9 protein-coding genes are annotated in these 13,584 nt (G+C 59.9%); 3 read left to right on the top strand and 6 right to left on the bottom strand.

The window, feature by feature from the left end:
* Nucleotides 1-7: 7 nt before the first annotated feature.
* The 5 genes from NNJEOMEG_RS08635 to NNJEOMEG_RS08615 all read right to left on the bottom strand — a co-directional run bounded on the left by NNJEOMEG_RS08635 (nt 8) and on the right by NNJEOMEG_RS08615 (nt 8,016).
* Nucleotides 8-805: a polysaccharide biosynthesis/export family protein gene (locus tag NNJEOMEG_RS08635; protein WP_173083421.1), complete on the bottom strand. Its 798-nt coding sequence runs from the start codon at nt 803-805 to the stop codon at nt 8-10.
* 93 nt (nt 806-898) lie between these two features.
* Entirely contained in the window at nt 899-2,278 is a 1,380-nt protein-coding gene (locus tag NNJEOMEG_RS08630) for a TIGR03013 family XrtA/PEP-CTERM system glycosyltransferase (RefSeq protein ID WP_173083734.1), read from the bottom strand.
* 49 nt (nt 2,279-2,327) lie between these two features.
* On the bottom strand, nt 2,328-4,895 hold the full coding sequence (gene prsT / locus NNJEOMEG_RS08625) for an XrtA/PEP-CTERM system TPR-repeat protein PrsT (protein WP_173083419.1): 2,568 nt from the start codon (nt 4,893-4,895) through the stop codon (nt 2,328-2,330).
* 700 nt (nt 4,896-5,595) lie between these two features.
* Nucleotides 5,596-6,789, bottom strand: a complete 1,194-nt coding sequence (locus NNJEOMEG_RS08620; RefSeq protein WP_173083417.1) for a diguanylate cyclase — start codon at nt 6,787-6,789, stop codon at nt 5,596-5,598.
* A gap of 402 nt (nt 6,790-7,191) precedes the next feature.
* Nucleotides 7,192-8,016, bottom strand: coding sequence for a PEP-CTERM sorting domain-containing protein (locus NNJEOMEG_RS08615; protein ID WP_173083410.1), 825 nt, complete (start codon nt 8,014-8,016; stop codon nt 7,192-7,194).
* A 609-nt stretch (nt 8,017-8,625) separates the two neighbouring features.
* Between NNJEOMEG_RS08615 and NNJEOMEG_RS08610 the strand changes: the two genes are divergently transcribed.
* Nucleotides 8,626-9,465 carry a response regulator gene (locus NNJEOMEG_RS08610; protein WP_173083408.1) on the top strand — a complete coding sequence of 280 codons (840 nt, stop codon included), beginning with the start codon at nt 8,626-8,628 and terminating at the stop codon, nt 9,463-9,465.
* A 395-nt stretch (nt 9,466-9,860) separates the two neighbouring features.
* Here the strand turns inward: NNJEOMEG_RS08610 and NNJEOMEG_RS20635 are convergent, their stop codons facing one another.
* On the bottom strand, nt 9,861-10,121 hold the full coding sequence (locus tag NNJEOMEG_RS20635) for a hypothetical protein (protein WP_235956897.1): 261 nt from the start codon (nt 10,119-10,121) through the stop codon (nt 9,861-9,863).
* A gap of 1,198 nt (nt 10,122-11,319) precedes the next feature.
* Here NNJEOMEG_RS20635 and NNJEOMEG_RS08600 point away from each other — a divergent pair.
* A complete protein-coding gene (locus NNJEOMEG_RS08600) occupies nt 11,320-12,264 on the top strand; it encodes a tyrosine-type recombinase/integrase (protein ID WP_235956896.1) in 945 nt (314 codons plus the stop codon).
* Nucleotides 12,254-13,438, top strand: a complete 1,185-nt coding sequence (locus NNJEOMEG_RS08595; protein WP_173083404.1) for a Fic family protein — start codon at nt 12,254-12,256, stop codon at nt 13,436-13,438. Before NNJEOMEG_RS08600 ends, NNJEOMEG_RS08595 begins: the two co-directional genes overlap by 11 nt.
* The last annotated feature ends 146 nt before the right edge of the window (nt 13,439-13,584 follow it).

Here is a 13,584-nt window from a genome sequence, read left to right as displayed (position 1 = left end):
GGAAGGATTAGAAGAGGCCTTCCTCGACGATGACCATGTCTCCGCGACGCAGGAGAATGTTCTGGGAGGAGTCCCCGTTCTCCAGAAGGTGTTTGGCCTTCACTTTCAGAACCACTTCTTTGCCGTCGCCGCGCCTGATCACCTTGGTGCTGTTCTGACTGGCGTACTTGGTGAAGCCTTCCGCCTCCATGATGGCGTCAAGAACGGTCATGCCCTCCCGGAACGACAGGATTTTGGGCTTGTTCACCGCGCCGGACACATAGACGAAGCGGTCCTTGAGCACGGGAAGTATGATCACGTCTCCAGCCTGGAGCTCCTGGTTCTTGGCGATGTTGCCTTCCTCATAGAGTTCCCTGAACCCCTTGAGCACCGCCACGTTCTCGCGCACCAGCGAAGCCTCGTTCAGGTCCGCCAGGGACATATCCTCGATGCTGGCCAGCACCTGAAGCAGGGTCTTGTGGGTTGAAATCTCGAAGAACGTGGGTTTCACGCCGCCTCCCACCACGTAGACCTTGTCGTTCTTGCCTTCCACAACGCTCACCATGACCACGGGCTTGCGTACATAGGTCTTGAGTCGCTGCGCCAGGCTGTCGGCAAGTTGGAGGGGGGTCAGCCCCGCGGCCTGGATATCCCCGGCGTGGGGATAGGTGATCTTGCCGTCCGGGCGCACGGTGACGGGGAGGCTCAGCTCCTGCTCCCCCTGCACCGTGACGGCCAGCTTGTCGCCGGCAACGATGGCGTAGTCGAGGGCCAGTGCCGCCTGGGCAAGGATCAGCACGATGAAAAGCACGAGGGATTTCTTCACGCCTTGCTTCCTCCGGGTAAGCCGGAGCGGACGATGCAAGGAAAGTCCGCCCCGAGGATCATGGGATCGATGGATGGGGCCGGGGCAGGCATGCTAGCGCCCCCCCCGGCAGAAGAGCATCACGGCCACGGTCTTCAGGATGATTTTGAAGTCGAGCAGGATGGAGATGTTCTTGATGTAGTAGAGGTCGTAGCGAAGCTTCTCCACGGCGTCCTCCACGGAGGCCCCGTAGGGATAGCGGACCTGGGCCCAGCCCGATACGCCAGGTTTCACGAAGTGGCGTTCCGAATAGTAGGGGATGCGCTCCTTGAGGGTGCGCACGAACTCCGGCCTTTCCGGACGCGGCCCGACGAGGCTCATCTCGCCCCTGAGCACGTTGATCAGCTGGGGAATTTCGTCGATGCGCGACTTGCGCAGGAACTTGCCCAGGCGGGTGACCCGGTTGTCGTTCTTCTGCGCCCACACCGCTCCGGACAGCTTTTCCGCGTCCTGGCGCATGGAGCGGAACTTGATCAGGCTGAAGAGCTGGTCGCCCTCGCCCACGCGGACTTGGCGAAAGAACACCGGGCCGGGGGAGTCGAGCCTGATGGCCAGGGCCACCAGCAACCCGAAGGGGGCGAAGCACAGCAAGCCCAGGGAGGAGAGCGCGATGTCGATGGCGCGCTTCACGAGACGCAGACCCGGCGTGACCCGAAAACCGTGGCAGAAGATGAACCAACTTGGGGTGATGTTCTCGATGAGCAGCTTGCCGGTCAGACGTTCATAGAGCGACGGGGAGTCCAGGACCTCGATGCCCGAGAGCTTGCAGTTGAGCATCTCCTGGAGAGGGAAGACGCCCCGGCGTTCCGTGAGCGAGATGACCACCTTGTTGGCGTCCAGGCGTTTGGCGGTCTCGAAGATGTCCTGGGCGTCCTCGGCCTTGGCCGCGTTGTCCGGCCCGGGGTAGTGCACCTTGCCGACGAGTTGGAACTTGCCGGACATGGATCTGATCAGCTCCTCGATCTGGAAGGCAAGTTGGCCGTTGCCCACCAGAAGCACCCTGCACGTGCCGTCCGAGGCCCAGCTTCTCAGTGCGCAAAAGAGTTCGCGGCCCAGGCTCAGCGTGGCGAACAGGGCCACCCCGAGGGTGATCTCGACGGAGCTCAGCCGGTGGGGGATGTTGACCTCCTCCAGGGCCAGGAAGATGATGAACGAAGCAAGAACGGAGAGCATGGTCTTCACCAGATGGATGGCCAGACCCTTCTTGCGGGCCGCATAGGCGATGATGATCCCCAGGATGATGGATGGAAACGCCGCGATGACGATGAAGTGCAGCGTGTCGTCCGCCGGCAGGAGAAAGAAGTTGTGCACCTTTGCCATCATTGGGGAAAGCAGGAGGGTGATCTGCAGCGCCATGACCGCGGCGAGTACGTCGAGAGCGCATTGCGACAGGGCAAGCTTGCCGTAACCTCTTTGAATCCCATGTTCTTCCATCATGTTTCGCCCCATGTGCCACCCCGGGCAAACCGGGATGCTGGTCAGACTACTGGTTGTTTTCCCCCGCGAGTTCACGGGCCAGAGTGAGGTGCTTGCTGATGTCCGCATTGCCGGGTCCGAGTGTTTCGGCGCGCTGCAATGCGGTGATGGCTTCACGGGGTTTGCCGTTCTTCAGCAGCACGTATCCCAGGGTATCCAGCACGGAGGCGCTGTCGGGCTCCTGCGAATAGGCCCGCAACGCGAGTTCGAGCGCCTTGGCGCCGTTTTGTCCTTCCTCGGCGTAGATCATGGCCAGGTTGTTCATCGCCAGCGTCAGGCGCTCCTGGTAGCGAAGGGCGGTTTCGTATTCCTTGGCGGCCTTGGCCTTGTCCCCGGCCTGGTGCATGATGGCGCCCTTGAGGGCATGCCCGTTGGCGGGATCAAACCCTGCGTCGATGGCCTGATCCATGAGGGCCAAGGACTTGTCCAGGTTGCCCTGGCGGGCTTCAAGTTTGGCCAGGGCGCTCAAGACCCTGGGGTTCTTCGGGTCGGTCTTCTGGGCGTTCTCCAGGGTGGTCTTGGCTGCGGGCGTCTGCCCGGCCAGTTCCTGGATTTCGGCCAGAGGCAGGGCGTAGTCGCCCGAGTTCGTGTTCATGTCCCTGAGCCGCTCGGCGAGTTGGACGGCCTTGGCCGGGTCTTTGCGGGACATGGCGAATTTGGCCTTCTCAAGCAGCCCGACGCGCTGGTTGATGGTTTCAACGCGGTTCAGGGCGTTCGTGGCGTTAGCGTCGTCTCCCGTCGAGGCGTGGAGGCGCGCCTTGAGCAACCAGAGGGGAATGGACTTGGGCGAAGCGTCCAGGTTCGTGTCCAGGATGGCGAGGGCTTTGGGGATGTCCTTGCGGCGGACGAAGAAGTCGGCCAGTTGCATTGTGGCTCTTGGGTCCTTGCTTTTGGCCGCGCGCTCCAGGTGTTCCTGGGCCTTGGCCATGTCCCCGAGGGCTTCGCGGCAGGCCGCCGCGCCCAGCAGGGCGCGCAGGTCGTCCGGCTTGACGGCCAGGGCGGCCTCGAACGCGGCGGTTGCGCGATCCATCTTGCCCGCCGCGGTGGCGAGGGCGGCCTGGTTGTAGTAGGTCGTGAGCACGGAGGGGGCGAGGGTCCTGGCCTTGTCCAGCAGTTCCGACGCCTGATCGAGCTTTCCCTGATTCAGCCGGAGCTTGGCCATGGCGTTGCAGGCCAGGGCGGCGACCGGCCCTTCGCCCATGTCGCTCCCCAGGATGTCCACGGCTTCGTCCATGCGGTTTTTGCTGGCAAGGAAGGCGGCCAGGTAGATCTTCGGTTCCAGCACCCCGGCCCCGAGTTGCACCGCCTTGCGCAGGTCCGCTTCCGCCGCAGCGTCCTGGCCCTTGATGGCCAGGATCATCCCCTTACGCAGGTAGTCCGCCGAGGAGGCGTCGCCCTTATCCACAAGGCCGGTGATGATCCGCAGACCTTTGTCGAGGTCGCGCTTGGCGATGAGGGCTTCGGCGAGAATGCGTTGTCCGGCCTCGTCGGAGGGTTTGACCGCGAAGATTTTTTGGGTTTCGGCGATGGCCTCGTCCAGGCGGTTCTGCTTCAGGTAGATGGAGGCCAGCATCCGGCGTGGTCCGTCCAGGTCGGGATTGCGCGTCAGGGCCGTCTGAAGGTGGCTCACGGCGGTCTCAAGATTGCCGGTGCTTGTGTAGGCCTGCGCGAGGAAAAGGTTGGTGTCGATGTCGGGGCGGATCTTGAGGGCCGTGAGCAGAGGTTCGATGGCCAGGGAGGGCTCGTTCTTGGCCAGGAAGGCCAGACCCTTGAGTTTGTAGCCCTCGGGCGCCTTGGGGCTGCCCTGGATCAAACGGGCGGCGGTTTCTTCGGCGCGGGCCACGTCGTTTCGCCTCGCCAGCCTCAGGAAGGCCTCGCGGTAGGCGGCCTGGGCATCGTCGGGGAAGTGATTCACGATGAGGCCGTAGGTGGCGATGGCGCCGTCCTCGTCGTTGTCCAAGGCCTGGAGCTGGGCCAGCAGGAGCAGGGCGCTCTTGTTCTTGGGGGCGGCGGCCAGCAGGGTGTCCAGCTCCTGCCGGGCCAGCTGGGGCTGCCGGTTATGGAGGTGGCTTTCGGCCAGGCCGAGCCGCGCGAGCGGACGTCCGGGTTCAAGGGCCAGGGCGCTGACGTAGAAGCCCTGAGCCTCCTTGATGTCGCCCAGCATCAAAGAGGCGTTGCCTGCCGCCTCCAGGGCCGCGGCGGACGCCGGGGAGACGTTCAGGAGCGGATTGAGGATGTCGAGTGAGTCTGCCGGCTTGCCTTGCGCCATGCGGATCTTGGCCAACACCACGGGTATCTCGCGGCTTCCGGCTGGGTCGGCCAGGACGCTCTTGAGTTCGGCCTCAGCCTGCTGCGGATTGCCGGCGAGAAGGTTTGCTTCAGCCAAGGCGAGGGTGGCCGGGAGGTTCCTGGGGTTCTTCTCCAGGATGTTCTTGTAGATGACCATCGCCCCCTTGGGGTTGCCCTGCTGGACGAGCTCCTGTGCCTGGAGCATCAACTCCTCGCGCGATTTACCTTGGCATCCTGTTAGGATGCATAAGCAGACCACCAGAAGGCCGAACACCTTCAAGACCATTTGCGATGCTCCTTTCACACCGGACAAGCTGTGGGAGAGAGGACGAGGGCCGAAACGACGATCCCTTAGAGCGAATATCGTGCCTAGTCTTCAGGATGTGGGAATGCTGTATGATTTTGGTGTGTTATGTGTGGTTTGAAGTGCTGAGGCCCGAAAGTCCGGTGTTTCTTGGGGGTCTTGTTTTCACAGACTGTCTTGTAAAATCAGATTTGCGTAAGATGCTGAAATCACGTGCAGTGGCTGTCCGCAGCTGGATTCAGGCCTCCGGCTGCCCTACCTGTATCCCTACCTCGGCTTGAAGGCAGTTTGACAAGGATTCGTTATGGATGTTCGAGTTCGTCCACAAAACTGGTAGTGAAACCCTACTCCAGTGCGGCAAGTCCGGGAAAACAAGATTTTTGCGGAAGGAGTTAGGACTGATTCCGATCCATACGATTCTAACAAGCGGGAGTAGCTCGCATTCCACGGGGGATTTGCGGCAATCATGGGTTCGCAGGAGTAAATCCTTCATGGAGTTGCCTTGAATCAACGGGAGGCTTTCGAAGCAGGGCTCGAGGGGGAGCGGCGGCAATATTCCCCGGGGAAGGGGGGAGGAACTGCGGGAAGCGGAAAGTAACCACTCGATTGTGAGCATGGTCCGGCAATGCTCACCTGCGGATATCGCCCAAATCATGCAATATGTGTTGGTCTTGGCATCCCGCTAATGGCTGGTGCTGGACAACCCTGCCACAAGGTCGATCAATTGTGACTCGACATCTTCCTGGCTGAGAATGAACGACAGGCCGACATGGAACAGACCGTTGCCGATCTCATGGACCCGCTCAACCTTCGCACCTACAGTAAATTTGAGGTTGAAGCGGGGGTTGTCGATGGACAGTTTGATCCTCGAGGACGTTGAAAGCCTATGACTGGTTTCGCACAACATGCCGCCGGTGCTGATGTTCTTCGCCTTGCCCAGGGCCGGTGCGCCGTTGTCGTCGTCCCAGATGGACGTAAGGAAATCCGAGGGGACCCTGGGATATCTTCTCTGCGGGTCCCAATATGAGGCTACCTTGTTCCTGTCCTTCTTGGCCATGTAGAGTGCTTTATCGGCACATTGGATCAACTCGTCGAGGTTGAGAGAATCTCTTGGATATTCAGCAACGCCTATGCTGATGGTCAACTTGCCCAGCAAAACGCCATTGTACGCAATCTGCGTATTCTCGACAGCTCGGCGCATCCTTTCTGCAAACAGAGCTGCGTGGACACGGTTTGTCTGAGGAAGAATGACGGCGAATTCTTCACCGCCGTAGCGTACGACCCTGTCATACGCCCTTGCGTTAGAACTGAGTGCTCTGGCAATGGAATGGATGGCCTCGTCTCCGGCAGAGTGACCATATGTATCATTGAATACCTTGAAGTGATCGATGTCAATGAATAATAATGATAGAGGTGCTTTGTGCCTCGAGTATCTGTCGATTTCAACGGAAATCTCGCTGTTGAAAAATCTTCTGTTGTAGAGCCCTGTCAAATCGTCGCGGATGATTCTGTTCTCCATGTCCACGACAGTGTCTTCAGGCAGAAGTTTGATTGTTTCGTATTTGTTGCTAATGCTCAAGAGGTAGTCGCATGCGGCAGTCTCAAATGCGATGCTTCGCTGCAGGATAGATTCGAGGTGTAGTTTGTGGCTGACGATTGTGTTCCAGAGTGCTGCAGCCTCTGGTTCGGGGAAGTGCGTCCTTGTGAGCTGGAGCAGGGCGCTGGAGTAAGGCTGCTCGGGCGCGTCGTGTGGGGCAGGCGGAGTAGCCTCGGATGGCCCCTTGCCGCCATGGTCCCGTGTTTTAGGGGATGCCTGCGTGGTCAAGGGGGGCACGGGCTGCCTGGCCGCTTGGTCTTGGTGTGGGTAGAGGACCATTGCCTCCGGCGATATGCAAAAATCTGTCCAGCGCTATCTGCCTGGAATGGCGTCCCATGAGGGGCGGCGCAGGTTCGGGAGGTGTAAAGACAAAGCGGTGTTGTCGGATTCCCTGACACGCAAGCGGAGGCATCGGAGCCGCAGTCCCTGGGATGGTTGTTCGCGGAAGCGGCGGGAAGCCACGCATGCAAGGCCAAGGTTGTCAGGCGCTTAACTGATGGCAACGCACAGCGGGGGCATCCGCCTCCGCAGCAGGGTGTCCACCGGGAGTGATGCAGGAGTTCGCACGTCTTACTGCATGGTGCCTGTCAGGCAGCGTGGGAGGACGGCGCGGAACGAGAAAGCCCGGCCGCCTGATGAGGTGGCCGGGCCGGGCGGTCGCTGGATGCAAATTGGGGGGAGCTAGTCGACCAGTGTCTTCCTGCGTTGGCGCAAGAGGGCCGCGCCTGCCGCGCCGAGGCCCATGAGGAGCATCGTGCCGGGTTCTGGCGTGGCGGTGGGCGGGGAGTTGCCCACAGTCGGGTGATTGACGAGTATCAAGTCGTTGGGATTGTTGGGGTCGTTGGCGATGGAGATGGTTGGATCTATCACTATGTTGGAGTGGGAGTCGCCTGCTCCGTGCATGGCAGATTCCGCCAGGGTGATGTGGTACAGGGTGTTTGTGTTGATGTTCGTTTCGTAGACGCTGGGTCCAGTGCTGTAGTGTGGCCCGTTTGCCGAAAGCGAGATGCTGTTAATGATCGTGTCGGTCGTGTAAATTGTATCAACTTCTCCAATGCCAAGCCGCAATGATGCTACAGATCCAAAGACGCTTCCTGATGCATCAATGCTTGCATTGTAAGATATGTTGATGGCAGCCATTGCTGAAGAATTTGAAAGAACGGCGAAGTAGTATGTGAGCCCAGAAACGTCGCCCCACTGTGTTGCTTGAAAATTATTACCAGTTGTAACCATGCTCAGTGCTGGCATTGGCTGCAGTGACATCGTGATATTTGAAGTTGCTGTGCCTCCTTGGTAGGTGGCAGATTTAAATTTTTCAAATGTTTCTGAATTGAAATAGGACGACTGCAGCTCGTTGGAGTTTAGCTCGTAGTAGTATGCTTCGGGGGCAGGGATCGTTATGTCGATTGGGTATGCCGAGGCATGATTGTTCAGCCCAGATAATGGAACTGCGATGGTGGCGATGGCAATGCTCAGTATGAATCTTATCGTCCGCATGCTGATCATGATGGCCTCGTTCGTGGTTTGAGAGCCATTGGGCCGCATGTCTTTCGCTGCGCCAATGCCCTGATTCTGAAACTTTCATCCTGGTTCCCGCGTCAGAGAGACCAGTGGGGCTCAATCGCCTAGGGGGTGTGCCATGTGCCGCACACCTCCGCCCGTCCCCGGGTTCGTGTTCAACGTTAGCAAAAGAAGTGCCGTGAAAAATAGTGTGGTATGTTTGATGGTTGGGGCGTGCTAGTCCCTTTCTGGGGAGCAATTCGTAAACTCCACCGACAATTCGACCAGGAGGCTCTCGTCGAGTCCCGTGACGGCGTGGTGAAGCGGTGCGAGCCGCGATTCCCGGGGAAAGGGCCTTGCCGTTCCCGACCCGGGGGCGAGGCAGTTCGCGTTTCTTCGTGGAGGTCTACGCAGGGCGTAGCGGCAAACCGTATTGCGATGGTAGGGAGGGCGTTGCGCTTGACATAGGAACATAAAGACTGCAAGGAGATAATCGCTAGAAAGGATGACGCTCGCCAACCGGCTCACCTCCCTCGTGGCCCGCGCCAGATGGATGGATGGTTGAGAACGTTCTGGAGTGCCGACGACAACTCTGGATTGATAAGATCAGGTGTCATGGACAGCAATACATACAAAATCGTTCTGATCGACGACAACAAGCTGTTTCGCGAATTTCTCGCCAGTACGTTGACTGATTTTGGCTATTCTGTCGTGATGGCGGAGAATGGCCTGGAGGGACTGCATCAGCTCAAAGAGCATCCCGACACTGATCTTGTTGTTGTTGACCTGATTATGCCGATCATGGACGGATATTCATTCATAAACGCAGCACGAGACAAGTATCCAGATGTTCCGATTGTCGTGATTTCTGGTGTCGGTTCGCTCAAGGATGCACTCGGAGCAATCCGTCTTGGTGCGCGTGATTTCATTAACAAGCCAATCGAAAGTGATGAATTGTTGAAGATCGTCATTGAGAGAAATATCGAGAGATGCATTGTCGAAAGGTCCAACAGGGAGTACCGTGACTTTCTCGAGACTCTTGCAAAAACTCGTTCAACACAGCTTGATGAGGCCATGGCCAGAGAAGTAAGCATTGAAAAAGAGCTTCACCATCAGGTCTGCCTGTATAAAAGCATTTTCAACAGCATCTCCTCCCCCATGCTTCTGGTTGAAGTGGGCGGCGAACTGGTCCTGGACGCCAACGCCGCCTTTGCACACCTGAGCGGTTGCCAGACTCACGAGGCCATCGGGAGATCCTGTAGTGAAATCGGGATCGCGCTGACAGGGCCTCTCCCTCTGGCGTCCTCGCCCTCAGCCGCTAAGCCAGCACCCGTGACCACCCTTCAGGCCACGTTGGGGGGCAGGCGCTTCACGGTCCAGTGCCAGTCCATTGCCTGCCACAAGGATGAGCAGAGGGGCTACGCCACCCTCCTCTTCAGCGATTCCATGAAGTAACGCCGGGGGCTCGGCGCCTCAGGCGCATTCCTTGGTTGTGGTGTCGCGTTTCGGTGATGCCCTTGTCAGCGCGGTGAAAAGGTCGTTTCCGGCTAATGACCGTCGGACCTCACGCGACCGGGATAACCTGCTGCAATTCGCCCTCGGCAACCAAAACGATGGCCCAAAGGGCCGATAAACCCGGGTATTTCAGGCCAAACAACCGCAAACCATGCGTCGGCCCAGCCCCTCGGGGTGCCGCTGCCGGTCTTGATCCGCATCAGCAAGCCGCGATTGAAGCCCGCCACGTGGAGCAGGCAGCGTCTCTGGATGTTCTCCCGGCCCCGGAGCCAAACCCGGCGCATCCCGCCGGAGCGGTCCAGGGTGTGCTCGAAGCTGCGCTCCAGGTGTTTCGTTCACGATCTTCCCAGAGCCTTGCCAACCCCGGACGATATCCGGGCGCGGGCGTTGTACCCGGCGCGCCGGGCTTCATGGTCGCCACGCCAGGAGTTCAGACCATTGCGCTTGCGGTCCATCCGCGACAGGTCTTCATCCGTCGCGGACTCGATGCCTCTCTCCTTGACCATGCGCCCGAGCATCTGCCGGTAGTTCTCGCCCGTGTCCCGGCGCACGATGGTCTTGAGCGCGGCGTTGGTTTCCATGGCCGAGGCGTTCAAGCCGATCCATCCGCCAAGGACAAGGCCCTCGTTGCCCAAGACCTTGAGTGCCCGGGTGAACACAAGGTGCACCCGAAAATGCCGTCCGGGCGGAATCGTGGGGGGGCCCTTGTCGGAGTAAAAAGGCGTTCACGGCTTTTCGGCGAAGGCGTCGAAGCCGGACTTGCGCAAAATCTGCTGGAGACGGTCGTAAAAGGCGTGCCCACCTGACCTGGGAACCTCAGCCCAGGCCAGATATATCTTCCCCCGCTGCTCGTCCTGACGGCCATGACCCATCGCTTCACCTCGCGTCCCTCGGTAGCTGGGTCCTCGGTCACTTCGTGGAGTATTTCAACACGCAGGTGAAGAGCCTCCCGACCTTCCTGGCAGGCAACGCCCCAAGCCGATCCTCCTGCCCGAAAGGAAGGGCGGCCCCCCCCGTGAAGCGCAAATCTCGCACACAGGGACACCAGGTGAATCGTTCACCGGGGCTTCTCAAACCAAGCTGAAGGATTTCTCAAACTGTTTTGCGCGTTCTACCCGCCCATTCCCCAGGTGCGCGACGATTCTAAGGTTGTGTGATCAGGTTCCCAAGGTTGTGTGACCGCTCACACCAGGGAGGAAGGGAACGAAAAGTGGGGAGAGTGTGGGGAGAGAAAAGGCCCCCAACGCAAAAGGGTTCCGGACTTTCATCCGGAACCCTATGTATTGCGTGGCTCCTCGGGGGTGACTCGAACACCCAACCTAGTGGTTAACAGCCACTTTTTTAGTCATTCACATGGCTTCATGGTTCGTCATGAACATGCCGATATTGCAGGATATTATTTGTTGCCATTGCTCGTTTCGCTCACTTGATTTCATCTGCTTTCAGCTGTAAGTGGGGGACAGGCGGGGGACAACTGGAGGCGCAATGGCATACACATGGCACCAGACGAAGCACGAGGGCATCAGGTATCGGGAGCATCCAACCCGGAGGCACGGGGTCAAGCCGGACCAGTATTACGCCATTCGCTACCGCGTGGAGGGCAGACGCCGTGAGGAGGGGCTTGGATGGGCTTCTCAGGGGTGGACGGCCTCTAGGGCGTTGCAGGAACTCGCCAAACTGAAAGAGGCGCACAGAACCGGTGAGGGGGCTGTGTCCCTTGCAGAGAAGCGTGCCCAGGCGAATGCCGCACGTCGCGCTCAGGAAGAAGAGCAGGCCCGGCAGGCCCAGGCCAACGTGACCTTTGCACAGGTCTTCCGGGACACCTACCTCCCCGCCGAGCGTCTGAACAAGTCCAAGGCCTCCTGCGACAAGGAGGAGGGCTTCCTGCGCAACTGGATCGAACCCGTGTTCGGGGACAAGCCCCTCAGAGACATCGCCCCGTTCGACCTGGAGCGCTTGAAGAAGCGGATGCTCGACGCTGGCAAGTCGCCCAAGACCACCAATTACGTACTGGGCACTGTACGCCAGGTGTTCAACTTCGCCCGGCGACACGGCCTCCATGAGGGCGAGAATCCCGTCAGGCTGGTGAAGAAGCCCACCTCCGACAACCGGCGTCTGCGCTTCCTCACCCGCGCCGAGGCTGTTCGTCTCCTGGAGGCTCTGCGCGAGCGCAGCCAGGACCTCTGCGACATGGCGCTTCTGAGCCTTCACACGGGCATGAGGGCCGGTGAAATCTTTGCCCTCACCTGGATGGACGTGGACCTTGAACGCCGTTTGCTCACCCTGCGCGACACCAAGAGCGGGAAGAACCGCATCGCGTTCATGACCGGGGACGTGGCCGTAATGATCCAGGCACGGGCTGCCGAGCGCATGGACGCCCATGGCCTGGTCTTCCCGGACCGCAACGGGAAGAAACGCGTGGAAGTTTCCAACGTCTTCCAGATCGTGGCGGATTCCCTCGGGATGAACGATGGCATCACCGACCGTCGCCAGAAGCTGGTGTTCCACAGCCTGCGTCACACCTACGCCTCGTGGCTGGTTGAGCAGGGCGTGGATCTCTACACGGTCAAGGAACTCATGGGGCACGGGACCCTGGCGATGACGGAGAGGTATTCGCACCTGGCCCCGGACACCCTGCGCCGGGCCGTGCGGGTCTTGGAGGCCGGGCTGAAAAGGGATAAGGTGGGGCAGGTGGTCAACCTCGGCGGGCAACGGCAAGAGGCACATTATGAACCCTGACGACTTCAGCGACGCGGCTGCGGGCAGGCTGATGAAGGTCGGTCACTCCGAGGCCGCCTTTCATGCGTTCGTGCCTGCCCCGCTGCCGCCCGTGCTGAACCTGGACACCCCTCTCGTGCTGACGCTCTCCGCTGCGGACAGGGCGATCGGCGAACTGGCGGGTCTGGGTAGGACGCTCAGTAACATCAGGCTCTTCGTCAATCCGTTCGTGCGTCAGGAGGCCGTGCTGTCCTCGCGCATCGAGGGAACCCGCACCGATCTGGCAGGGCTGTACGAGTTTGAAGCCGGGCAGCGGCCTGGCGACGCCGACGCCCAGGAGGTGTTCAACTACGTCCTGGCCCTGGAATACGGATTGGAGCGGCTTCAGAGCTTGCCGGTAAGCCTGAGGCTGATGCGCGAGGTTCACGCGAGACTCATGGAGAGCGTCAGGGGCGGGCAGGCCACTCCGGGAGAATTCAGGCGTTCCCAGAACTGGATCGGTGCGCCCGGGGACACCCCGGTCGGCGCGCGCTACGTTCCGCCCCCTGTCCCGGAAATGCTGGAGGCTTTGGACCAGTTGGAACGGTATCTCCACGTTCCGGCGGACCTTCCCCCGTTGGTCCGGCTGGCGCTCGTTCATTACCAGTTCGAGGCCATACACCCTTTCCTGGACGGTAACGGTCGCATGGGTCGCCTGCTGATGACGCTGCTGCTGGCGTCCTGGGGCGTCCTGCCCCATCCCCTGCTCAATCTGAGCGTCTACTTCGAGGCGCGTCGCGCGCAATACTATGACCACCTCATGGCCGTGAGCACCTCTGGTTCTTGGCGGGACTGGCTTCAGTTCTTCCTTCGCGGTGTGGCCGTGCAGGCCCAGGACGCCGTCCTGAGGGCCAGAAGGCTACAGGACCTCAGGGCTGGCTGGCTGGAGACCTTGCAAGCCCGTAAGGCCTCCGCGACGAGCGTACGCCTGATGGAGGCCTTGTTCGATCATCCTGTGCTGACCATCCCTGCCGCACAGAGGCTTCTCGGCGTGGGGTATCCCGCCGCCAAGGCCAATGTGGACAAGCTGGTGCATGCCGGGATTCTCAAGCCAACTGGAGATGAACGATACCGCAAGGCGTTCGTGGCTCATGATTTGATGTGGATTGTTTCGGGCGTGGATGGCGGCGTGGCAGAATTATTGTTTTCTCCGTAAGGCATTAATTTGTCCGTCGGCAATGCTCGCTGACGATAGTTTGGTCTTTTAACAGCGTGTTGAAAAACTCCGCAAGGTGACCGAGAATCCAGCCATCGAGAGGTTGGAGGTGATGTGATGGGCCTTGGCCGTCAGAGTGACCAGCA

Origin of the sequence: Fundidesulfovibrio magnetotacticus, from assembly GCF_013019105.1 — a bacterium.
Classification (GTDB): domain Bacteria; phylum Desulfobacterota; class Desulfovibrionia; order Desulfovibrionales; family Desulfovibrionaceae; genus Fundidesulfovibrio; species Fundidesulfovibrio magnetotacticus.
Note: the sequence above shows the minus strand (reverse complement) of the source record. Positions and strands in the feature narration are given on the sequence as shown.